Here is a 20,508-nt window from a genome sequence, read left to right as displayed (position 1 = left end):
GCATGAAGCAGCTGTTTATCCATTGTTCGAATCAGGTGACGCAATCGGCGCTTATGGAAGACGGAGTTCTGACCGAATTTGCCGTGGAGCGGACGGAAGGCGCTTCGTTGATCGGCAACCTGTACAAGGGGCGAGTTGTCAACGTTCTACCCGGCATGCAGGCGGCTTTCGTCGATATCGGCTTAGCGAAGAATGCCTTTCTTTATGTAGACGACGTGCTGCATCCGCATCTGGACAAGCAGCCGAAGGAGAAGCCCCCAATTGGCGAACTGCTGAAGCCGGGAGACGAATTGCTCGTCCAGGTGATGAAGGAACCGCTCGGAGGCAAAGGGGCGAGGATAACGACCCACTATTCGATTCCCGGCCGATGGCTCGTCTATATGCCGGATGCGGATTACATAGGCGTATCGAAGAAAATCGAACAGGAGCCCGAACGAAGCAGACTAAGAAGCTTGGCCGAAACGATTCGTGAGCAGGCCGAGGGCGTCATTCTGCGGACGAATGCGGCGGGGGAAAGCCGAGAGGCGCTGGAAGAGGACTTAAACGGTCTGCGCCGGGTATGGCGGAGCATCGCCGAACGCAGCGGTCATGCGAAGGCCCCGTTCGAGCTGCATCGGGATACTGGACTTGTAGGCCGAATGGTCAGGGACGTGATCAGCCCGGATACCGAGCAACTGATTGTCGACGACGAGGCTAGAGCCGAGGAGGCGAAGTCGTATTTGCGGCAGACGGCTCCCGCGCTCGAAGGGCGTGTTCAGCTGTATCGAGAAGCTAAACCTCTGTTCGAGAGGTTCGGCATTAAGGAGCAGCTCGACAAAGCTTTCCAGTCGAGAATAGGGTTGCCAAGCGGCGGCTATCTGGTATGGGAACAGACGGAAGCGCTCACGGTCATCGACGTCAACACCGGCAAGTATACCGGCTCCGTCGATCTGGAGGAAACGGTTTTTCAGACGAACGGGGAAGCGGCGGACGAAGTGGCTAGGCTGCTAAGGCTGCGCGATGTCGGAGGCATTATCATTATCGACTTTATCGATATGGAAATCGAAGAGCATCGCCATCAGGTCGCACAGCGGCTGGAGACGCGCATTAAGCGCGATCGCACGAAATGCCAAGTCGTCGGCTGGACACGACTCGGCTTGATGGAGCTAACGCGGAAGAAAGCGCGGGAGAACGCGATGAAATATTTCTACGAGCCTTGCGCGGCATGCAAAGGCAGCGGTAAGATCTATATCCGATAATTAGCGGAACAGAGACTCGGGATGCCCGGAAGATCATCGGGCATCCCGAGTTTTTGTTTCAATGTTATTCTCCCAAGCTATGATCCATAAGGCCGAGCGGGAATGGAGCAGGCCGCTGGCAGGTGCTGTGCATGGCATAATGCGTTCCTTGCTCGGAGGCGTCCAGAATGCCGAACATCGCTTCGAGCACGTGATAGGCCATCTCGCCGCTCGCCCGGTGGCTGCGGCCGGTCAGAATCGCCTTCGCCATGTCCGCGGCTCCGACTCCTCTGGCATTCTCGGATTTGCAGTGCGTAAGCGGAATGTCGGACCACTCCTCGGAATCGAAACGCCGGACGCGCACTTTGCCTCCGAACGTGTTGGGATCGGGCACTTGCATCGTTCCTTCGCTTCCGTACAATTCGATCCGCGGCAGCACGGAACCGCCCTTGACATCGAAGCTCGTCAGCAGCGTTGCGATCGGACCGGACGCGAAATCCAGCACGCTGGCGATGTGGGTCGGCGTCTCCACCTTGATGATCTGTCCGAAGCGCTCTGCGCTTGTAGCGACTCGTTCCGGGAACGATATTCCGGCCGACCCGGTCACTCTGGAGATTGGACCGAGCAGCGACACGAGAGCCGTTAAATAGTACGGTCCCATATCGAACAGCGGACCTCCCCCCGGTTTATAGAAGAATTCCGGATTCGGATGCCATCCTTCAGGGCCCCCTCCCATCATAAACGCAGTTGCGCCGACCGGCCTGCCGATCCACCCGTCCTCCACCAGCTTGATACACGTTTGAATTCCCCCGCCGAGGAACGTATCCGGCGCACAGCCGACGCGCAGACCTTTGCTGCGGGCGAGCTCAAGCACTTGCTTGCCCTCTTCGCGCGTTGCGGCCAGAGGCTTCTCCGAATAAACGTGCTTGCCCGCCTCAAGCGCCTGCAGGGCAACCGCAGCATGCGCTTGGGGCACTGTCAGATTGATCACCATCTGAATTTCCTTGTCGGCCAACAGTTCCTCTACCGTGCATCCCCGTACGCCGTATTCCGCCGCTTTGGCTAAAGCGCGTTCCTTGTCCAAATCCGCGCAGGCGACCACTTCCATCGATTCGAAACGTTTGCCGTTTTTAAAATAGATGCCGCTAATGTTGCCTGTACCGATAACGCCGACCTTTAGTTTGCTCATTCCGACCTCTTCCTTTCTTCTTGAGGAATGGATTAGGATTAATCGATCTTGTCCATCAGCTTGGACAAATTCGCATAGCTCGTCTTAACGCATTCCAGCGGGTCAGACTTGCAGCTGTCCTGCTCGACGACGTACCACTCGACGCCGGAGGCTTCTCCCCAGCGGATAATCGCTTCGAAATCGATTGTGCCTGTGCCGACTTCCGCGTAGGTTTGCTCCTCGTCGTCCGTCATATCCTTCATATGCAGGATCGGAGCTCTGTCGGCATAAGGAGCGAGGAACGCAACCGGGTCGCGTCCGCCCTTCTTCAGCCAATAGACGTCCGGTTCCGCCAGAATGAGATTGTCCGGCGCTGCTTCAATTAAGAAGGAAAGCCCGTCTTTGCCGTCAACGGTCGTGTCGAACTCGAAGGCATGGTTGTGGTAGCTGACCCGCAAGCCCTCGTCCTGCAAGCGGCTCGCAACCTCGTTAAATCGGCGTTTAACCGACCGGTATCCGGCTTCGTTGCGATTGTCCGCGCCGATTCCGGCGCAGACGATGTCCGGAGTGCCGAACAGCCTGGCCTCCGCGATCAGCCGTTCCCAATCGTTCAGAAGCTCGTTTTCGCCGACATGCAAACCGGACACCCGGAGCCCCGTTTCTTCGATGACGGCTTTCAGCGAGGCGGGCTCGTGCCCGTGATATCCGGCAAACTGAACTCCGCTGTAGCCGATCTCTGCCAATTTGCGAAGCGTGCCCGGGAAATCTGCGGCGCATTGCTCGCGCAGCGTGTACAGCTGTACCGAAATCTTGTGTTTCATTTCGTATTCCTCCCCCGTATGATGGTTCCGCAATGAGCATAACCCCGAAAGCGGAATGGGTGAATAGCCTATCCGATAACGGTTGACTTATCTTGCAAAATGTTATTAAGCTAAATCATCCGGACCAAGCTGCATCGAAGAGATGACCCAATGAAATGGAGGAAGGGAACCTTCATGGCGCATAATGCGATTGAGCTTCACTCGCTCGGCTACTCCGTTCATCGCAAGCCTTTTTTCAACCTGCAGAAGAGCGTCTCTTCCTTATTGCTTCTGCGGCTCCAAGTGAAGGGAAACTGCCGAGTGAGCCTTAACGGCCGTCCTTACGAGGTCGGGCCAGGCGACTTGGTTTTTTCGAAGCCTTCGGAAACCTATCAGCTTACGGTAGACGCCTCGCCCGGCAAGGAAAGCGCGGACTACTACTTATTTTGCGAAGGGGAGTGGATCGCGCGCTGGCTTGCGCAGGGCGGTTTTCCCGATTGCGTGCGCATCGAAGTGAACGACGATATTTTGTCTCTATGGAGAAGGCTGATCGACGAGAAAAGGAATCTTCGCGAGGATAATTCCGAGCTGATGGATTATCTGCTCAAGGCGCTCTGCCTCACCTTGGAGCGATCGATTCGCCGCCGCGCAGGTCATGACGCCAGCTCCGATCTGTATATGCCTTATCGCATCAAGAGATACGTCGAGCAGCACGCGACCGAGCCGCTGACGCTTGAGGAGATCGCCAAGCAGCATGGCATCAGCGTTTCCAGCGCGTCTCATCTTTTCAAGAAAACGTTTAAGCTGTCGATCATCCGCTATGCCGTGGAAGTGCGGCTGGCCGTCGCCGTCGAGCGTATTCTGCATACCGAGCTTCCGCTAGAGCATATTTCGGAGTCGTGCGGCTTCCGCAGCTATCCGTATTTCTGCCGAGCTTTCCGGTCCCGCTACCGTATACCGCCAAGTCAGTATCGGACGGACCATCGGGCGAGTCATGCGTAAATCGTCGATTACGACAGGCGCGCAGCGAAATTCTCGCAACAAACTTCTTGTGTTCCTAGACTCGATGTGCTAAAATCCTATAGTGCGTGCAATCTGAGGATTTGCAGGCTACAACCGCACTCCACCGGGTCGACAAGATCGGCGCTGCTCTGGCTTATCGAAGCTGCGGCATCCGACACCCTATGAGGCGAGTCTTAGACACAAGGAGGTGCACCAGATGTACGCGATTATTCAAACGGGCGGCAAACAGTACAAAGTCCAAGCGGGCGACGTTATCTTCGTTGAGAAGCTTTCCGCTAACGCAGGCGACAGCGTAACGTTCGACCAAGTTTTGGCGGTTTCCAAAGACGGAGGACTGACGACGGGTTCGCCGACGATTGCCGGAGCTTCCGTAACGGGCAAAGTCGAGCAGCAAGTCAAAGGCGAGAAGATTATCGTCTTCAAGTACAAGCCTAAGAAGAACTACAAGCGCAAGCAAGGCCATCGTCAACCGTACACGAAAGTGACGATCGAAAGCATCAAGGCGTAAGAGGGTTGCCGAGATGATCGCGATTACGATCGTGCGCAATGACGAGAGGGCTATCGTGCGGTTCGCCGTATCGGGGCATGCTTATTATAACGATCCTGGCAAAGACATCGTCTGCGCCGGAGTATCGGCTGTAACCATCGGAGCGGTCAATGCGATCGAGAAGCTGACGGGACTTGTCCCGGACGCCGAATCGAAATCTGGCCTGCTCAAGGCGGAAGCTCCGCTTAGCGCGGACCCCAGGCGGAATGATCAAGTCCAGCTACTGCTGGAAGGAATGGTCGCCGCTCTAGAATCCATCGTGGAATCCTACGGTAAGTACGTGACCATAAAAGAAACCTTTGAGAAAAAAGGAGGTTGACACCATGTTGAAGTTAGATCTTCAGTTATTCGCCTCGAAAAAAGGGGTCGGATCGACGAAGAACGGACGCGACAGCCACTCCAAGCGCCTCGGCGCCAAAAGAGCGGACGGTCAAGTCGTAACGGCCGGCAGCATCCTGTACCGCCAACGCGGCACTAAGATCCATCCGGGCACGAACGTCGGCATCGGCAAAGACGATACGCTGTTCGCTTTGACGGAAGGCGTAGTGAAGTTCGAGCGTCTCGGACGCGATCGCAAGAAAGTCAGCGTCTATCCTGTAGCGCTAGCTCCGGTAGCTGCTGCGGTTGAAGCTTAATAGAGCATCTAGAACCCCGGCCAATGCAAGTTGGTCGGGGTTTTTGCGTGACGCGCGCCGTATCGCGTTCACAACGACGTGGTGATGCATGTCCCGCCATGGTATACTGAACGGGTAGACTGCCGTACCGACGTTGACGGGAGAGGAATTACGAAACGGGGATGCAGGATGAGATTTGGGAAAATGTCACTAAGGGAGCCTATGGCTCTCGCATCGCTGTGTTTGCCTGTCGCGGCTGTCCTGATCTGGCCTCGTTCATGGTGGGCGCTAATCGTGTTCGTTGTGTGGACTGCAGCGGTGTTCGCCGGCCTTGCCGTATGGCAGCGGAAGGCGCATCGCGAGCATTGCGATAAGCTGCTGGCTCATGCGCAATTATCGACGATTCGCACGCTTAGTCATCATCGTCACGACTGGATGAACGAGCTGCAAATCATATATGGTTATCTTAAGCTAAATAAGCTCGATAAAGCGGTCGACGTAGTGGACAGAATAAGAGCGAAGATGGAGCAAGACAGCCGGATTTCTCAGCTTGGCTGCCCGGAGCTGTCGTCTTATTTGCTGTCGTTTCGCACGATTTGCGATACGATGCGTCTTGAAGTCGAGATTGAGGACGGTTTGACCCTCGATAAACTACCGCTTGAAGCGGAAAAGCTGAGCCAGGCGATGATCGGCGCAATCAACGTCATCCGCTTCCGTGCATCTGTAACGTATGCCGGGGAGAACGTGTTGCGAATTGAGCTGGCTCGTCGGGATGAAACGCTGGAAGCTATTATGCAATACAGCGGCGAATTGGCGGGAGCGGACAGCATTGCCGAGGAATTGGAGCTATGCTTGCAAGGCGCAGGACAATTGGCGCAGGGACTAGAGCCGGCGGAAAATTCACCGCAGGCGCGGACGATGATCATTCATTTTCCTCTGCCGGCATAATGGAGTGAAGACATCATGTTTGTGGATAAAGCGAAAATATTTGTTAAAGGCGGGAATGGCGGGGACGGCCTTGTCGCCTTCCGTAGGGAGCTGTACGTACCCGAAGGCGGACCTGCGGGCGGAGACGGGGGAAACGGCGGAAACGTCGTGTTTCGCGTGGACGAAGGCCTGCGTACGTTAATGGACTTCCGCTACCAGAAGCATTTCAAGGCGACCAGGGGCGAGAAGGGACGCAACAAGTCGCAGCACGGAGCCAATGCCGAGCATATGGTCGTTCGCGTCCCTCCGGGAACGATCGTGATGGACGACGATACCGGGGAGCTGATTGCCGATTTGACTCGGCACGGCCAGGAAGTCGTCGTCGCCAAGGGCGGACGCGGAGGTCGCGGCAATATCCGTTTTAAAAGCTCGGTGAATACGGCCCCGGCTATTGCCGAGAACGGCGAGGAAGGGCAAGAGCGCTGGGTTACGCTTGAGCTGAAAGTGATGGCGGACGTCGGTTTGGTCGGTTTCCCCAGCGTCGGCAAATCGACGTTGCTGTCGGTCGTATCGGCGGCCCAGCCGAAGATCGGCGCTTACCATTTTACGACGATTACGCCTAATCTGGGCGTGGTGGATCTGGATGAGGAGCGCAGCTTCGTCATGGCCGATTTGCCGGGGCTGATTGAAGGCGCTCATACCGGGATCGGACTTGGACACGAGTTTCTGCGCCATGTCGAGCGTACCCGCATCATTTTGCACGTCGTCGACATGTCGGGCATGGAAGGCCGCGATCCGTTCGACGATTGGGTGAAAATCAACGACGAGCTGCGGCTGTACAACGCGAAGCTGGCGGACCGTCCGCAGATCGTCGCGGCCAACAAGATGGACATGCCGGAATCGGAGGAGAACCTCGCCGCATTTCGCGATAAAGTAGCTGAGCTCAGACCGGATATTGAGATTATGCCGATCTCCTCTCTGACGAAGCAAGGGATTCGGGAGATGCTGTATCGCGTAGCCGATCTGCTCGATTCCTTGCCTGAAGTTACGGAGCTGGAAGCTGAAGAGCAGGCTGCGAAAGCGGAGGAGGGTGTCGTTTTCCGCTTCGAGGCCAACGACGATATGGCGTTTACGATCGCGCGCGACAACGAAGTGTACGTGATCGAGAGCGAAGGCATCGAGCGACTGATGCGGCGGACGCAGTTCAACTCCTATGAGGCGGTTATGCGGTTCGGGCGTATTTTGCGCGGTCTTGGCATCGACGAGGCGCTTCGCAAGCGGGGAGCCAAAAACGGCGATACGATCCGGATCGGCAAATTCGAGTTCGACTTCTTCGAAGGCGGACAGGACGACTATTTGTTTGATGAGGAATAAGTGAAGCCCTGCTGTACGAATAAGACCGATGCTGCGGCGCCGAAGCGTTTGCGTATCGGTCTTTTTGGCGTGAACAGACGTTGTATTGCTTTCTGTAAGTGTGAAGAGTATATAGTACGAATTAACGGCTGAACCGGAAGATTGCGCTGAACGCTGCGAGGAGATTTGATCTGGCATTTACAGCTTTGCTAGCAGCGTGCAGGACCAATACAAAAAATTGTTCCAGATGATCGGAATGACGGAATCTCTTATGATATACTCGGACTGGCAAGCTGTTATGCAGCGGATTAAAGAACTCGAAGCGGCGAGCTGGTTGAGCGGTTGGCGGCCGATACGATCGTTTGCGGCTTCGACATGCCGGTAGTTATCTGCTGTAGCCGACGCAAGCGGGTAGTGTGAGTTGCCTAAACGGGTATTGCCTATTGCCGCAAGCGGCTTGTTTCGCTATAATGTCCTCTATGTATACACAATCGTCTTTCCTGGGAGGACGCACAGTGGCGGAGCGTTATTTTGTCGTCCGCGAGGACTTGCTGCCGGAGGGCATCCTGAAGACGGAGCAGGCGAAGGAGCTGCTGCGCCGGGGGGAAGCGGCCACGATTCACGAAGCCGCCGAACGCGTCGGCTTAAGCCGCAGCGCCTATTATAAATACAAAGACGGAGTATATTTGCTTGAGCAAGCTTCGCGCGAATCAATCGCGACGCTGTCGATGGATTTGGAGCACCGTTCGGGCGTTTTGTCCAAGGTGCTGGGAATGCTGGCTTCCAGCGAGGGCAATGTATTGACGATTTCACAGTCGATTCCGCTTCAAGGAATGGCGAACGTCGTCGTCTCGATCGATGCGGCGAGGATGGGCGAATCGTTGAAGGAGCTGCTGGAACGAATTCGTTCATTGGACGGGGTCAAACGAGCGATCGTCGTCGGACGAAGTTAAGATTAACGATTACGGGAGACAGTCGGAAGCGGAGGAGCAGGGATGAAGCCGATAAAAATAGGTTTGCTTGGATTGGGTACGGTCGGGACGGGCGTCGTCAAAATCGTTGAAGGTCATCAGGACGATCTGTCCAATCAGGTCGGTTCGCCGATCTCGATCGCGCAAATTCTCGTTAAGGATCGTCGCAAGACGCGCAGCATTCCAATCGAGGCTGCGAAGCTGACGGAGGATCCGTGGGATATCGTGCGCAACCCGGACATCGACATTATCGTCGAAGTAATGGGCGGAATCGCTCAGACGAAGGAATACATTCTTGAAGCGCTGGAGCGCGGCAAGCATATCGTAACGGCCAATAAGGATCTGATGGCGCTGCACGGACAGGAAATTTTGGCGAAGGCGCGGGATAAAGGCTGCGACGTGCTTTACGAAGCGAGCGTAGCGGGCGGAATTCCGATTATTCGCACCTTGGTCGAGGGTTTTTCGTCCGACCGGATTACGAAAATAATGGGCATCGTCAACGGAACGACCAACTACATTTTGACGAAGATGAGCCAGGAAGGCGCCGCCTATGCCGACGTGCTGAAGGAAGCGCAAGAGCTGGGCTACGCGGAAACCGATCCGACATCGGACGTCGAAGGGCTGGACGCTGCGCGTAAAATGACGATCTTGTCGTCGCTTGGCTTCCGTTCGAATGTCGATCTCGACAATGTCAGCGTTAGAGGCATCAGCGGCGTGACGCAAGAGGATATTCGCTACGGGAAACGGCTCGGCTACGAGGTTAAGCTGCTCGGCATCGCGGAGCGCCAGGACGATCTGTTCAGCGTCAGCGTGGAGCCGACGATGATTAAGACGACCCATCCGATCGCGGCGGTCAACGGCGTGTTTAATGCTGTCTACGTGCATGGCGAAGCGGTCGGCGAGACGATGTTCTACGGAGCGGGCGCTGGCGAATTGCCGACCGCGACGTCTGTTGTCGCGGATTTGGTCGCCGTGATTAAAAACATGAAGCTCGGCGTTAACGGCCGTCAGGCGCAGCTTTCCTACAACGTGATGAAGCTGAAAAGCGACGATCAGATCGCCTCGAAGTTTTTCCTGCTGCTGCACGTCGAAGACCGTGCAGGGGTGTTGGCGCAGATCGCCCAAGTGTTCTCGGATTGCGACGTCAGCATCGAATCGGTTATGCAGCCGTCGACGCCTCACCAATCGAGCACGGAAATTATTATCATCACTCATCAGGCCAGCAAAAAAGCGATGAACGAGGTGCTGAACGCGTTCGAAAGTCTGTCCGCCGTTCGGCGCGTCAAAAGCGTCTATCGCGTGGAAGGCTGAATGCAAGATTCGAAGTCGAATAGACTTCTCGAATGGCTTCGTGATCAAGATCGGACTTTTTGAACAACCTCTTAAAAGGAGCTTTAATATGCAAGCAGCATCTGCAACCGAGCCGGGACGAGTCGTCGTCCAAGTACCTGCGAGCACGGCCAATCTGGGACCGGGCTTTGATTCTCTCGGAATGGCTTTGTCCTTATTTGAATGGGTCAGCATGGCGCCGGCGGAGGAAACCCGGATTACGCTTGTCGGCGACAATCTTGACGGAGTGGCCACCGACAAGACGAATTTGATTTACGAAGTGGCGCAAGCCGTATTCCGCAAGGCGGGGGTTGCGATGCCTGAGCTGGATATCGGCATTCGCAGCGATATTCCGCTTGCTCGGGGACTCGGCAGCAGTGCGACGGCGATTGTCGGAGCGCTTGTGGCCGCCAATGCGCTGATCGGCAACGCGCTGTCGGACGACGACTTGTTTCAGATGGCGTCTGAGCTGGAAAAGCACCCCGACAATGTCGGCGCATCGCTGTTCGGCGGAATTATTGCGGCGTCGTGGGACGGCGAACGGGCCGACTATGTGCGCATCGAGCCTCCTGCAGGCATGGAGGTGCTTGCGGCGATTCCCGAATTCGAGCTGGCGACGAAAAAAGCGCGAAACGTGCTGCCGGAGCAGGTGTCGATGAAGGACGCGGTGTTTAACGTGACGCACAGCTCTCTGCTGACGGCCGCGCTCGCTTCGGGAAGATTGGATCTGCTGGGGCGCGCAATGCGGGATCGTCTGCATCAGCCGTATCGAGCGGCGCTTATTCCCGGGATGGAGACGATTTTGCGCGAGGCGACGAAGCACGGCGCGCTTGGCGCGGTGCTGTCGGGCGCAGGGCCGACGCTGCTCCTGATCGCGGAAACCGAGCAAATCGCGGACGGAAGCTTGGTCTCGTTCGTGAAGCGGGTCATGTCGGCGGAAGGCATTCAGATGGACGCGCGCTGGTTGAAGCCGTGTCTTCACGGTCCGCAAGTGCGCTATATTGCGAAGGATGACCCTCGCTACGCGGAAGAGCCGCTCCTGATGCTGCAGAACGTTCAAGCGGAGGTGGGCGTATGAGTCGGAAAAAGGTCGCGTTGCTTCCGCAAGGAACCGTATCGGATGAAGCGGTCCGTTATTTGTTTCGAGGCGAAGACGTGGAGTTCGTTTATTGCAAAATGATCGCCGACGTGTTCCAATCGACCGCGAACGGTCATACCGACTGGAGCGTTATTCCGATCGAGAATACGATCGACGGCTCCGTGAACTTGCATACCGATTGGCTTGTACATGAAGTGGACTTGCCGATTCGGGCGGAATGGGTGTATCCATCGATCCAGAATCTGATCGGGTTCGGTTCCGAGCTCAGCGGCGAAGACGGCCGGTGGAGTCCGGATAAAATCGTCAAAGTGATGAGCCATCCGGTCGCAATGGCGCAATGCCTGCAATTCGTTCGTTCCAAACTGCCGCATGCCGAGCTGGAGACGCTCAGCAGCACGGCGGAAGCGGTCCGTACAGTGAAAAACAATCCCGGAAAAGGCTGGGCGGCATTCGGTACGGAGCTTGCCGCGGCGGATATGGGACTGGACGTGCTGGAACGCGGCGTAACCGATCACGACAACAATTTTACCCGTTTTCTGCTAGTCGGCCATACGCTCTACGAGACGCAGGTTTCCTCAACGCAGAAGACAAGCGTGCTGATTACGCTGCCTGAGGATTATCCGGGCTTGCTGCATCAGGTGCTGTCGGCGTTCGCGTGGCGCCGGATCAACTTGTCCAAGATCGAATCGCGTCCGACGAAGAAGAAGCTGGGCACGTATTATTTTTACATCGATATTGTGTATTCTCTCGACTCGGTGCTGCTCCCCGGAGCGTTGGCCGAAATTGAAGCGCTTGGCTGCCAGGTGCGTCTGCTAGGCTCCTATCCGAGTCTGCCTTACGAGCCCGCGAAAGCCGGAAACGGCGCTTCATCTCGATAAAAAAACGATCCGGCACGCCGACAGGCTGCCGGATTTTTGTCGCAATAGATGTCAAATGCCTAGAACCTGCATAGGATGTAAGGATTGCGCGAGGGCATTCGCCCGGTCGTGAACGATTTCATCACTATCAGGAGGGAACGGCGTGAAAATCCATATCGTTAAACAAGGGGATTCGCTGTATTCGATCGCCCAGAAATACGGCGTGTCGCTGGAAGACGTGTTGAAAGCCAATCCGGACATCAGCAACCCCGACGCGATCGACGTGGGAATGAAGGTTAAAATTCCAACCCGTCCAAAATCGACGTTCGGCGTCATTCACCAGCATATCGTACAGCAGGGAGATACGCTGTGGAAGCTGTCCAAGGCCTGGGGTATTCAACTGACCGACTTGATCAAAGCGAATCCGCAGCTTAAAAACCCGAACGCGTTGCTGACCGGGGAAGTGGTCAACATTCCGCAAGCTTCGTCGGGCGACGGGGAAAAGACCGCAACGATGCACGGAAAAGCGCCAACTGGCGCGGTGTCGGGAGCGGGCAAAGCCAATACCGGCGTGAAGGCACAGGAGACGGCCCCGCCACCGGTGGTCATTACGCCCATTGAAACTGTGCCCGCTCAGCCTGCTCCGGTCCAGCCGGCGCCTGCGCCTGCGCCCGTAGAAGTCGCGCCGCTGCCAGAGACGAAGCCGATATACGGGATTGAAGTTCATGAGAAAATCGAATACATCCACTATCCGGTGAACATCGGAGGCGAACAGGGCGGGCATTCGATGCCGCATCAAGGGTACGGCATGGAGGGCCAAGGCCACACTATGCCGCAGCAGGGATATGGCATGGAAGGCCAAGGCTACGGTATGCCTCAGCAGGGATATGGCATGGAGGGCCAAGGCTACGGTATGCCGCAGTATGGATACGGCATGGAGGGTCAGGGCTACGGTATACCGCAGCAGGGATATGGCATGGAGGGCCAAGGATACGGTATGCCGCAGCAGGGATATGGCATGGAAGGCCAAGGCTACGGTATGCCGCAGCATGGATACGGTATGCCTCATTATGGGCATAGCATGCCGTATCCGGGCGTCGGAGCGCATCAAGGCTACGCCGATCAGGGCTATGGTCATGGCCACGCTCAGCCTATCGTCGGCGGAGTGGAAGGACACGGCGGCTACGGTATGACGACAGCAGGGGAAGCCGACTGCGGGTGCGGAGCTCCGTCCGCCATTTCTCCGCTTACCGGCGGCATTCCCGCCGATTTGGGCGGATTGTACGGGCAGCAGGACATTTCCTACAGCGCGCCGGATGCCCCTCAAAGCTCTATGCCGAGCGGAAGCATGTCAGGTTGCGCGCCGTGCGGAGCCAAGTCCGCGCTTCCCGGCAACCTGTATGCCGCCGAGGCTCAAGCGAAAGCTGCGGGCTACAGCGACGGCAGGTATCCGTACGGTCCGACTCCTTTCGTCGCAGGAGCTCAGTCGCCTAGCTCGGTGAGCCCTGTGTCGGGCGGCTACGGAGCGGGGCCCGGCATGGTGAGCCCGGCGGCGTCGGGCGGCTACGGAGCGGGGCCTGGCATGGTGAGTCCGGCGTCGGGCGGCTACGGAGCGATGCCCGGCATGGTGAGCCCGGCGTCGGGCGGTTACGGAGCAATGCCCGGTATGGTGAGTCCGGCGTCGGGCGGCTACGGAGCGATGCCCGGCATGGTGAGCCCGGCGGCGTCGGGTGGCTACGGGGCAATGCCCGGCATGGTGAGCCCGGCGTCGGGCGGTTTTCCCGGAATGCAGCCCGGCTACGGCTACGGGGCTCAAATGGGAGACATCCCGGTAGGCCTTTCGCCGATGGCCGAAGGATTGCCGGGAATGGTGGCCGGAGCGAACGTTGCTCCCGGGTATTACGACCCGAACTGTGTCGGAGGGTTTCCCCCAATTCCGCCGATGCCGGGATTTCCTCCAATCCCGCCTATGCCCCCGCTGAGAGATCATATTGACGACGATCATAGATCTATCGCCGACGAGGAGGAAGTATCGGTCAAAGCCGCTCCCTCGGCCAAGAAGCGTCAAGCTAAGCCAAAACCCAAATCGGCAGCGGCTCGGGTCAGCAAACCGAAGCGCAAAGAAAGCATGCCCTGGATAAAATGGTAATATGAGCGCATAGCGCCGGAATCCCCAGGCAACACTAGAGGAAAACGAAGAAAAAGAAGGGGATTCCGGTGTCGCGCTTCCGTATTTTCAAGGAACTGAAGAAGTCGCTGAAGAGAAAACGCCGCCACGTCTGGTCGCTCGGGATGATTGCGTTCACTTTCGTGATGGCGTCCCTGGCGGGAACGTGGCTAGCAGGTCGAGTTGTTACCGATATGAGCATGGAAGTCGTTCAACAGGAAGTTGTTCAACCCGTGGACGCAACCCTTGTCGGGGCGGATATCCAGTGGATCGCACCCGAGCTTTCAAACCGCGATCAAGCGCTGTTGGCGCTCCAGAAGCGCAGAGGCGAAGTTCAGCTTATTCTGCACCGTTCTTATTTGTGCGGGGAGGAAGTTAGGCAGCTCGGCACGCATTCGGCATCGCAGGCGGCAGAGCTGCTCAGGTCTCATCGGGAGTGGGACGTCCTTTTTAATGCGGAAGGGAAGCTGACCGTCAAGGAAGAGGTGGACGATTTTTCGCCGCAATGCCGCAAAACGGCGTATATCGGTATGGACAGCGACGGAAACCTCAGTTTGTTCGACGGACCTCCGTGGAAGGACAAGGTGATCCGTACGTTTTTTCAACTGGACGTGGACATGCTTGAATCCCGTTTAGGCGATGATCGCGTTCGGGAATTGGCCGAAGGCATTCGGGTATCGGACAAGGAAGAGTATAACAGCGTCTTGTCTACCTTTAACGAATATGCGGGAAGCTTGCATTCCCAGACCAAGCCCCAGCCGTAACCTTCGAATTTTAGCCAACCAACGACAGCAGCATATTGTAGTATCGACGTCCCGCCGCATTTCGGGGCGTCTTTTTGCTGTTTACAGCCAACCGAGCCGTCGTTTTCGGAATGTAATGGAAGAAGGTGTTCTCCTTCTGTTCTCATAGAGAGGAACTTTTGCTATAATGAAGAGTATTATTTTTATCGGAGTCTCGCGATTCTCGGACCGATAGGGATAGAAGGCGTTACTTGCGAGAATAGAGCTGCTAGAATCGGGGGATCGTTTCATGAGGGTATTGGGAATCGACCCTGGGATAGCCATTATGGGATTCGGGTTTATCGATAAGTCGGGACATAAGCTGACCCCCGTGCAATACGGCTGCATCGAGACGGCGGCCGGTACGCCGCAGGAGATGAGGCTTAAGCAAATCTACGAGGCCGTGTGCGATCTGCTGGATCAGTATAAGCCGGATACGGTAGCGGTCGAGAAGCTGTTCTTCAACAAAAACGTAACGAATGCGTTCAGCGTCGGACAGGCGCGCGGTGTGTTTATGCTGGCTGCAGCCCAGCGAGGGCTGCCGATCTCGGAGTATACGCCGATGCAAGTGAAGCAGGCGGTTGTCGGGTACGGCGGCGCGGAAAAGAGGCAAGTTCAGGAAATGGTCAAAATGCTGCTCAAATTATCAGCGATACCCAAGCCGGACGATGTCGCCGACGCGCTCGCGGTTGCGATCTGCCACGCCCACTCTATCGTCCTGAATGAGAGAATGAATGGAGCGATGCGCCGGTGATCGACTATTTGCGAGGCAAAGTAGCTTATGCGGAATCAGAATATGTCGTACTCGATGTACATGACGTAGGCTACCAAGTGTTTACGCCGAATCCGTACGGCTTATTGAGAACCGACGAGCCGGTTCAACTGTTTACATACCATCATGTTCGCGAGGACGCGATGCAGCTGTTCGGCTTTACGACAAGAGATGAGCAAGCGCTGTTCCGGCGGCTGCTGGAGGTGTCCGGCATAGGCCCGAAGGTGGCGCTGGGGGTGCTGGCGGGAGGCCGGCCGGAGAACGTCGTGGCGGCGATCCAACAGGAGAATCTCGCTTTTCTAACGAAGCTCCCCGGAATCGGCAAGAAGACGGCGCAGCGAATGATCCTCGATCTGAAGGACAAGCTTGGCACGATCGACAGCCGTTGGGCCGTCGCGTCGATGATCGATTTGCAGCAGCCGCAGAACCAGCCCGAGGAAGGCGGTTCGTCATGGGCGGCCGCGCGCGAGGCGCTTGCGGGTCTTGGTTACAGGGAAGCGGAGATGGATAAAGCCTGGCTGTCCATGAAGGATCGGATTACTGGCGAAGAGTCGCCGGATACGCTGATCAAGCTTGCGCTGCAGAAATTGTTCCAGGGATGATCGGCAAGCGGGAGAGGAGACCGGAGCAATGGAAGAAGAGGAGCGTATCGTCACCGCGCATCTGATGATGGAAGACCAAGCGGTGGAATACAGTCTGCGTCCTCGCTATTTGGCGGAATATATCGGCCAATCGCAGGTGAAGGACAATCTGAAGATTTACATAGAGGCGGCCAAAATGCGGCGGGAGCCGCTTGATCATGTGCTGCTGTACGGCCCCCCTGGGCTTGGCAAGACGACGCTGTCCAACATTATCGCCAACGAGCTGGGCGTGCACATTCGCACGACGAGCGGACCGGCAATCGAACGGCCGGGCGATCTGGCGGCGATCCTGACGAATTTGCAGGAGAACGACGTACTGTTTATCGACGAGATTCATCGTCTGCACCGGACAGTCGAGGAAGTGCTGTATCCGGCGATGGAGGATTTCGCGCTGGATTTCATTATCGGCAAAGGACCGAGCGCGCGTTCTGTGCGGCTTGACCTGCCGAAGTTTACGCTGATTGGAGCGACGACAAGGGCGGGGCTGCTGTCCGCGCCGCTTCGGGATCGCTTCGGCGTCGTCAGCAGACTGGAGTTCTATGGCGAGGATGAGCTGTCATTCATCGTGACGAGGACGGCGGAAATTTTCGGCGTAGGCATTATCGGCGAAGCCTCCAGAGAGATCGCTAGACGCTCAAGAGGCACACCGAGGATCGCCAACCGGCTGCTGAAGCGCGTTCGCGATCATGCTCAAGTCAGGGGAGACGGCATAATTACGGAGGAAGTCGCACATGACGCGCTGGAGCGTATCCAGGTTGATCCGATGGGCCTGGACAGCATCGACCATAAAATGCTCCGCGCAATGATCGTCAGCTTCGGCGGCCGTCCGGTCGGCGTGGATACGTTGGCGGCTTCCATCGGCGAGGAAAGCCAGACGATCGAGGATGTGTACGAGCCGTACTTGATGCAGATCGGATTTCTGCAGCGGACGCCGCGCGGAAGAATCGCCACCCCGGCAGCTTACGGACATTTAGGACTTCCGCTGCCTGACGCAGGCCGTTGAAGACGCCCCGTCGACCACAATAGGACTGGAGGTACTTTATATGATCCCAAGCGCTACCGGGAAAACAAGATCTGCTCGTCTGCTCCTGTTCGCTTTTCTCTCCGCGGTTCTGGCTCTGAGCTCTTCGCCGATCGTTGTGCGGGCGGCGAGCGCCATTCCGGATACGATTCGCGTCGCCCTGTTTCTAAATCTCGGCGCGGGCAAGTATCAGGCTATTACGCAGACGGCGACTCTATCGTCCGAAGGCGGCATGAATCTAGTCTGGTGCGACGCGCAGACAAGCACGCCATTCGGCAGCGTTCCGGCGGGCCAGACGGCGGTTTTCACGATGGACGTCTACCGCGCGCTCGTGCTTGAGACGGCGGATTACAAAGCCGCCGCCGCTTCATTGAAGAAGATCCAAGCCTCGTCCAACGCCGGAGCGATCGTCCAACTCGACAAATCCGGCCAAACTGTCTATCAGGTGACAGAGGGGGCGTATTCCAGCGTAGCCGGAGCAAACGCGGCACTGGCCAAATGGACAAGCGCCGGCGCCGGTACGGGTCCGGCGTTGTCGAAGGCGAGAGTGCTCGGCCCTTGGGCTGTGGAGACAGGTTCCTATGCGAGTCTGGCGGAGGCGCAAGCCGACGCGGATCGTCTTGGCAGCGCGGGCTTGGAAGCGTTCGCGGCGTTAAAGCCGCTTAGCGGCGCCGTGCAGTACGTTGTGCGGATCGGCCAGGAGCAGGACGCCTCCAAGCTTGGCGCGCTGCGACAGACCGCAGCGGCCGCCGGAGCGGCCAACGTGCGCGTGCCCGAAGCCGGGGAGTCCTATGCGACGCTGCGCCAGACGGCTACGCAGGCCGATTCGGCGGGTACGATGTACGCGCTACCTGCTGGCGCTTCGTCCATTCGCGCGGAGCCTGCCGGAGCGGAAGGCATTTTGCTAAGCGAGCGAAGCAAGAGAACCTATCGAGGCAGCATGGAAATCGGCACCTTGAATCAGTCGCTGTCGGTCGTTAACGAAGTCGGCTTCGAGCAATATTTGTATTCCGTCGTCGGAGTCGAAGTAGGAGCGAGCTGGCCGCTTGAGGCGCAGAAGGCGCAGGCGGTCGCGGCTCGCACCTACGCATTGTTTGCCGGAATGGGTTTCCAGATCGCCAACGTCGTGGACACGACGGTTAGTCAAGCTTATTACGGAATCGGCTCGGAAAATCCGAATTCGACGGCCGGAGTAGACGCGACGGCCGGAGAAGTGCTGACGTCCGGCGGGAAGCTGATCAATGCGGTATTCTCCGCCAATGCCGGAGGCATTACCGCCGATAATAATCTTGAAATCTGGGGCGGAGAAAATGCTTATTACGCTCCGGCCGTAAAGAGTCCGGACGAAGGCCCGCAGCAGGGCAAGCTCGATTGGCATCATGTCGCGCTATCGAGCGGCGCAAACGGATATGTCCGTTCCGATCTGGTCGAGGACAGCGGACGCAAGCATGACAGCGGAGCGAAGCTATTGAAGGTAATCGGTGACGGTGCCGCGGTTCGTCCCAAGCCGAGGATCGTCGACAAGGAGGAGCCGCTTGCGCGGCTTAACGCCGGCGAGCTCGTCGTGGAGCTGAAGCGGGTTCCCGAATACAACGATTTCAGCTGGATCGAAGCTCCGATGACGGCAGACCAACTGCTTGAAGCGTTGAATAAGAGGGCCAAAACCCCGATCGCAGGTCCGCTGCGCACGCTGGAGGTGTCCAAGCGCGGTCCTTCGGGACGTGTGACGGAAGTGAAGGCGAACGGCACCGCCGTTAACGTCGGCGTCGGCGACAACCTGCGCAGCGCCCTCGGAGGCGTCAAAAGCACGCTTTTCTCTATTGAGGAGACCGGGCGCTTCACGATTATCGGCGGGGACGGCAAAACCCGCGAGGTCGCCGGACAGGGAGGAGCGCTGCAGGTCGTCGGAGCTGACGGCAAGCCGCGGGCCTTAACCGGTCCGAATGTGTACGTGATGGACGGAGACGGGGGTCTTCGCGCCGGCACGACCGCTCTAGGCTTTGTCATTTCGGGCAACGGCTACGGCCACGGCGTAGGCATGTCTCAATGGGGCGCGCGCGGAATGGCCGAACAAGGGTATGACTACCAATATATCCTGCAATACTACTATCAAAACGCGACAATCGAAAAGGATGCCTGGGGATGAACGTTAGCGATTACGATTTTGAACTGCCGGAGTCTCTGATCGCGCAGACTCCGTTATTGGAAAGAACCTCGTCGCGCCTGCTCGTGCTGCATCGGCAGACCGGGCGCGTCGAGCATCGCGTTTTTACCGATCTGGAGGATCATTTGCAGCCGGGAGATACCTTGGTTCTTAACGATACAAGAGTGCTCCCGGCCCGCTTGTTTGGAAGCAAAGCCGATACCGGCGCCAAGGCGGAGCTGCTGCTGCTTAAGCGGCTCGAAGGCGACCGCTGGGAGACGCTTGTCCGGCCGGGCAAGAAGCTGCACCGCGGCGCGCGAATCGTCTTTGGCCCCGCCGAGCAGCCGCTGCTTTCCGCGACCGTAGAAGAGGAAGGCGAGCTGGGAGCGCGAATCGTTCGCTTCGAGTACGAGGGGATTTTTAACGAACTGCTGGACAGGTTAGGCCACATGCCGCTTCCTCCCTATATTAAGGAGACGCTTAGCGATCGCGAGCGTTATCAGACGGTGTATTCCCGCAATGAAGGTTCGGCCGCGGCTCCTACGGCCGGGCTGCATTTTACGAAGGAGTTTCTGGAACGGCTGCAGGCAAAAGGAGTAAAGCTGTGCCCCATTACGCTGCATGTGGGACTAGGCACGTTCCGTCCCGTATCGGCGGAAACGATCGAGGAGCACGAGATGCACGCCGAATGGTATTCGGTGAGCGAAGAGAGCGCCAAGCTGTTAAACGGGGCCAAGGCGAGCGGGGGCAGAATCGTCGCCGTCGGCACGACTTCCGCCAGAACCTTGGAAACGATCGGACAGCGGTTCAAAGGCGGCCAAGTCGAAGCATGCAGCGGATGGACGAGCATTTTTATTTTTCCCGGATACGAATTTACGATGGTCGACGCGCTGCTGACGAATTTCCACCTGCCTCGTTCGACGCTCGTCATGCTGGTCAGCGCCCTTGCCGGACGGGAAAATATTCTCGCGGCATATCGCGAAGCGGTCGAGCGGGAGTATCGGTTCTTCAGCTTCGGAGACGCCATGTTCATTAGCTAGCACCAATCTCATCTTTCCTCTGAAAGGATTACCCACA

At 57.3% G+C, this 20,508-nt stretch carries 20 protein-coding genes and 1 other annotated feature; of the genes, 18 read left to right on the top strand and 2 right to left on the bottom strand.

Translation table 11 applies throughout. The features are described from left to right. Positions 1-2: 2 nt before the first annotated feature. Positions 3-1,238 carry an Rne/Rng family ribonuclease gene (locus J4772_RS06630; protein WP_209074629.1) on the top strand — a complete coding sequence of 412 codons (1,236 nt, stop codon included), beginning with the start codon at positions 3-5 and terminating at the stop codon, positions 1,236-1,238. A gap of 64 nt (positions 1,239-1,302) precedes the next feature. Here J4772_RS06630 and J4772_RS06625 read toward each other — a convergent pair whose 3' ends face one another. After that, positions 1,303-2,406: a Gfo/Idh/MocA family protein gene (locus tag J4772_RS06625; protein WP_209074628.1), complete on the bottom strand. Its 1,104-nt coding sequence runs from the start codon at positions 2,404-2,406 to the stop codon at positions 1,303-1,305. A 38-nt stretch (positions 2,407-2,444) separates the two neighbouring features. Next, entirely contained in the window at positions 2,445-3,206 is a 762-nt protein-coding gene (locus J4772_RS06620) for a sugar phosphate isomerase/epimerase family protein (RefSeq protein WP_209074627.1), read from the bottom strand. A gap of 150 nt (positions 3,207-3,356) precedes the next feature. On the opposite strand from J4772_RS06620, the gene J4772_RS06615 reads away from it, so the two are divergent. From J4772_RS06615 to queA, 17 genes are all read left to right on the top strand, one after another. After that, complete coding sequence (locus J4772_RS06615) at positions 3,357-4,187, top strand: helix-turn-helix transcriptional regulator (protein ID WP_209074626.1); 831 nt, start codon at positions 3,357-3,359, stop codon at positions 4,185-4,187. A 102-nt stretch (positions 4,188-4,289) separates the two neighbouring features. Beyond that, positions 4,290-4,392: a sequence feature (ribosomal protein L21 leader region), on the top strand. A gap of 12 nt (positions 4,393-4,404) precedes the next feature. Beyond that, complete coding sequence (gene rplU, locus J4772_RS06610; RefSeq protein ID WP_116059121.1) at positions 4,405-4,716, top strand: 50S ribosomal protein L21; 312 nt, start codon at positions 4,405-4,407, stop codon at positions 4,714-4,716. Positions 4,717-4,729: 13 nt separating this feature from the next. Continuing rightward, positions 4,730-5,074: a ribosomal-processing cysteine protease Prp gene (locus J4772_RS06605; RefSeq protein WP_209074625.1), complete on the top strand. Its 345-nt coding sequence runs from the start codon at positions 4,730-4,732 to the stop codon at positions 5,072-5,074. 4 nt (positions 5,075-5,078) lie between these two features. Further along, positions 5,079-5,390, top strand: coding sequence for a 50S ribosomal protein L27 (gene rpmA / locus J4772_RS06600; protein WP_116059119.1), 312 nt, complete (start codon positions 5,079-5,081; stop codon positions 5,388-5,390). 168 nt (positions 5,391-5,558) lie between these two features. Beyond that, on the top strand, positions 5,559-6,317 hold the full coding sequence (locus tag J4772_RS06595) for a Spo0B domain-containing protein (protein WP_209074624.1): 759 nt from the start codon (positions 5,559-5,561) through the stop codon (positions 6,315-6,317). 15 nt (positions 6,318-6,332) lie between these two features. Continuing rightward, complete coding sequence (gene obgE, locus J4772_RS06590) at positions 6,333-7,670, top strand: GTPase ObgE (protein ID WP_116059117.1); 1,338 nt, start codon at positions 6,333-6,335, stop codon at positions 7,668-7,670. A 494-nt stretch (positions 7,671-8,164) separates the two neighbouring features. Beyond that, positions 8,165-8,602: an ACT domain-containing protein gene (locus J4772_RS06585; protein WP_181917481.1), complete on the top strand. Its 438-nt coding sequence runs from the start codon at positions 8,165-8,167 to the stop codon at positions 8,600-8,602. A 42-nt stretch (positions 8,603-8,644) separates the two neighbouring features. Continuing rightward, the gene (locus J4772_RS06580) at positions 8,645-9,931 is read left to right on the top strand and encodes a homoserine dehydrogenase (protein ID WP_116059115.1); all 1,287 of its coding nucleotides are present in this window, start codon (positions 8,645-8,647) and stop codon (positions 9,929-9,931) included. Between the two features lie 88 nt (positions 9,932-10,019). Then, positions 10,020-11,027 carry a homoserine kinase gene (gene thrB, locus J4772_RS06575; RefSeq protein WP_209074623.1) on the top strand — a complete coding sequence of 336 codons (1,008 nt, stop codon included), beginning with the start codon at positions 10,020-10,022 and terminating at the stop codon, positions 11,025-11,027. Continuing rightward, the gene (gene pheA / locus J4772_RS06570; protein WP_209074622.1) at positions 11,024-11,926 is read left to right on the top strand and encodes a prephenate dehydratase; all 903 of its coding nucleotides are present in this window, start codon (positions 11,024-11,026) and stop codon (positions 11,924-11,926) included. Before thrB ends, pheA begins: the two co-directional genes overlap by 4 nt. 142 nt (positions 11,927-12,068) lie before the next feature. Then, positions 12,069-14,054 carry a LysM peptidoglycan-binding domain-containing protein gene (locus tag J4772_RS37395; protein ID WP_305827845.1) on the top strand — a complete coding sequence of 662 codons (1,986 nt, stop codon included), beginning with the start codon at positions 12,069-12,071 and terminating at the stop codon, positions 14,052-14,054. 68 nt (positions 14,055-14,122) lie between these two features. Next, positions 14,123-14,836, top strand: coding sequence for a BofC C-terminal domain-containing protein (locus J4772_RS06560; RefSeq protein WP_209074621.1), 714 nt, complete (start codon positions 14,123-14,125; stop codon positions 14,834-14,836). 268 nt (positions 14,837-15,104) lie between these two features. After that, the gene (ruvC, locus tag J4772_RS06555) at positions 15,105-15,608 is read left to right on the top strand and encodes a crossover junction endodeoxyribonuclease RuvC (protein WP_116059111.1); all 504 of its coding nucleotides are present in this window, start codon (positions 15,105-15,107) and stop codon (positions 15,606-15,608) included. Continuing rightward, complete coding sequence (gene ruvA / locus J4772_RS06550) at positions 15,605-16,228, top strand: Holliday junction branch migration protein RuvA (RefSeq protein WP_209074620.1); 624 nt, start codon at positions 15,605-15,607, stop codon at positions 16,226-16,228. The genes ruvC and ruvA overlap by 4 nt, the downstream gene beginning before the upstream one ends. A gap of 28 nt (positions 16,229-16,256) precedes the next feature. After that, positions 16,257-17,270, top strand: coding sequence for a Holliday junction branch migration DNA helicase RuvB (gene ruvB, locus J4772_RS06545; RefSeq protein ID WP_209074619.1), 1,014 nt, complete (start codon positions 16,257-16,259; stop codon positions 17,268-17,270). A gap of 40 nt (positions 17,271-17,310) precedes the next feature. Continuing rightward, positions 17,311-19,434: a SpoIID/LytB domain-containing protein gene (locus J4772_RS06540; protein ID WP_209074618.1), complete on the top strand. Its 2,124-nt coding sequence runs from the start codon at positions 17,311-17,313 to the stop codon at positions 19,432-19,434. Beyond that, the gene (gene queA / locus J4772_RS06535; protein WP_209074617.1) at positions 19,431-20,471 is read left to right on the top strand and encodes a tRNA preQ1(34) S-adenosylmethionine ribosyltransferase-isomerase QueA; all 1,041 of its coding nucleotides are present in this window, start codon (positions 19,431-19,433) and stop codon (positions 20,469-20,471) included. The genes J4772_RS06540 and queA overlap by 4 nt, the downstream gene beginning before the upstream one ends. Positions 20,472-20,508: the final 37 nt, after the last annotated feature.

The organism is Cohnella sp. LGH (assembly GCF_017671885.1).
Classification (GTDB): Bacteria; Bacillota; Bacilli; order Paenibacillales; family Paenibacillaceae; genus Cohnella; species Cohnella phaseoli.
The sequence above is the reverse complement of the archived record's forward strand: the minus strand, read 5'-3'. Positions and strand labels throughout refer to the sequence as shown.

Bases quoted from the DNA above. Each gene is read 5' to 3' on its own strand.
- J4772_RS06630 (WP_209074629.1), top strand. From the start codon at position 3: ATGAAGCAGCTGTTTATCCATTGTTCGAATCAGGTGACGCAATCGGCG.
- J4772_RS06625 (WP_209074628.1), bottom strand. From the start codon at position 2,406: ATGAGCAAACTAAAGGTCGGCGTTATCGGTACAGGCAACATTAGCGGC.
- J4772_RS06620 (WP_209074627.1), bottom strand. From the start codon at position 3,206: ATGAAACACAAGATTTCGGTACAGCTGTACACGCTGCGCGAGCAATGC.
- J4772_RS06615 (WP_209074626.1), top strand. From the start codon at position 3,357: ATGAAATGGAGGAAGGGAACCTTCATGGCGCATAATGCGATTGAGCTT.
- rplU (WP_116059121.1), top strand. From the start codon at position 4,405: ATGTACGCGATTATTCAAACGGGCGGCAAACAGTACAAAGTCCAAGCG.
- J4772_RS06605 (WP_209074625.1), top strand. From the start codon at position 4,730: ATGATCGCGATTACGATCGTGCGCAATGACGAGAGGGCTATCGTGCGG.
- rpmA (WP_116059119.1), top strand. From the start codon at position 5,079: ATGTTGAAGTTAGATCTTCAGTTATTCGCCTCGAAAAAAGGGGTCGGA.
- J4772_RS06595 (WP_209074624.1), top strand. From the start codon at position 5,559: ATGAGATTTGGGAAAATGTCACTAAGGGAGCCTATGGCTCTCGCATCG.
- obgE (WP_116059117.1), top strand. From the start codon at position 6,333: ATGTTTGTGGATAAAGCGAAAATATTTGTTAAAGGCGGGAATGGCGGG.
- J4772_RS06580 (WP_116059115.1), top strand. From the start codon at position 8,645: ATGAAGCCGATAAAAATAGGTTTGCTTGGATTGGGTACGGTCGGGACG.
- thrB (WP_209074623.1), top strand. From the start codon at position 10,020: ATGCAAGCAGCATCTGCAACCGAGCCGGGACGAGTCGTCGTCCAAGTA.
- pheA (WP_209074622.1), top strand. From the start codon at position 11,024: ATGAGTCGGAAAAAGGTCGCGTTGCTTCCGCAAGGAACCGTATCGGAT.
- ruvC (WP_116059111.1), top strand. From the start codon at position 15,105: ATGAGGGTATTGGGAATCGACCCTGGGATAGCCATTATGGGATTCGGG.
- ruvB (WP_209074619.1), top strand. From the start codon at position 16,257: ATGGAAGAAGAGGAGCGTATCGTCACCGCGCATCTGATGATGGAAGAC.
- J4772_RS06540 (WP_209074618.1), top strand. From the start codon at position 17,311: ATGATCCCAAGCGCTACCGGGAAAACAAGATCTGCTCGTCTGCTCCTG.
- queA (WP_209074617.1), top strand. From the start codon at position 19,431: ATGAACGTTAGCGATTACGATTTTGAACTGCCGGAGTCTCTGATCGCG.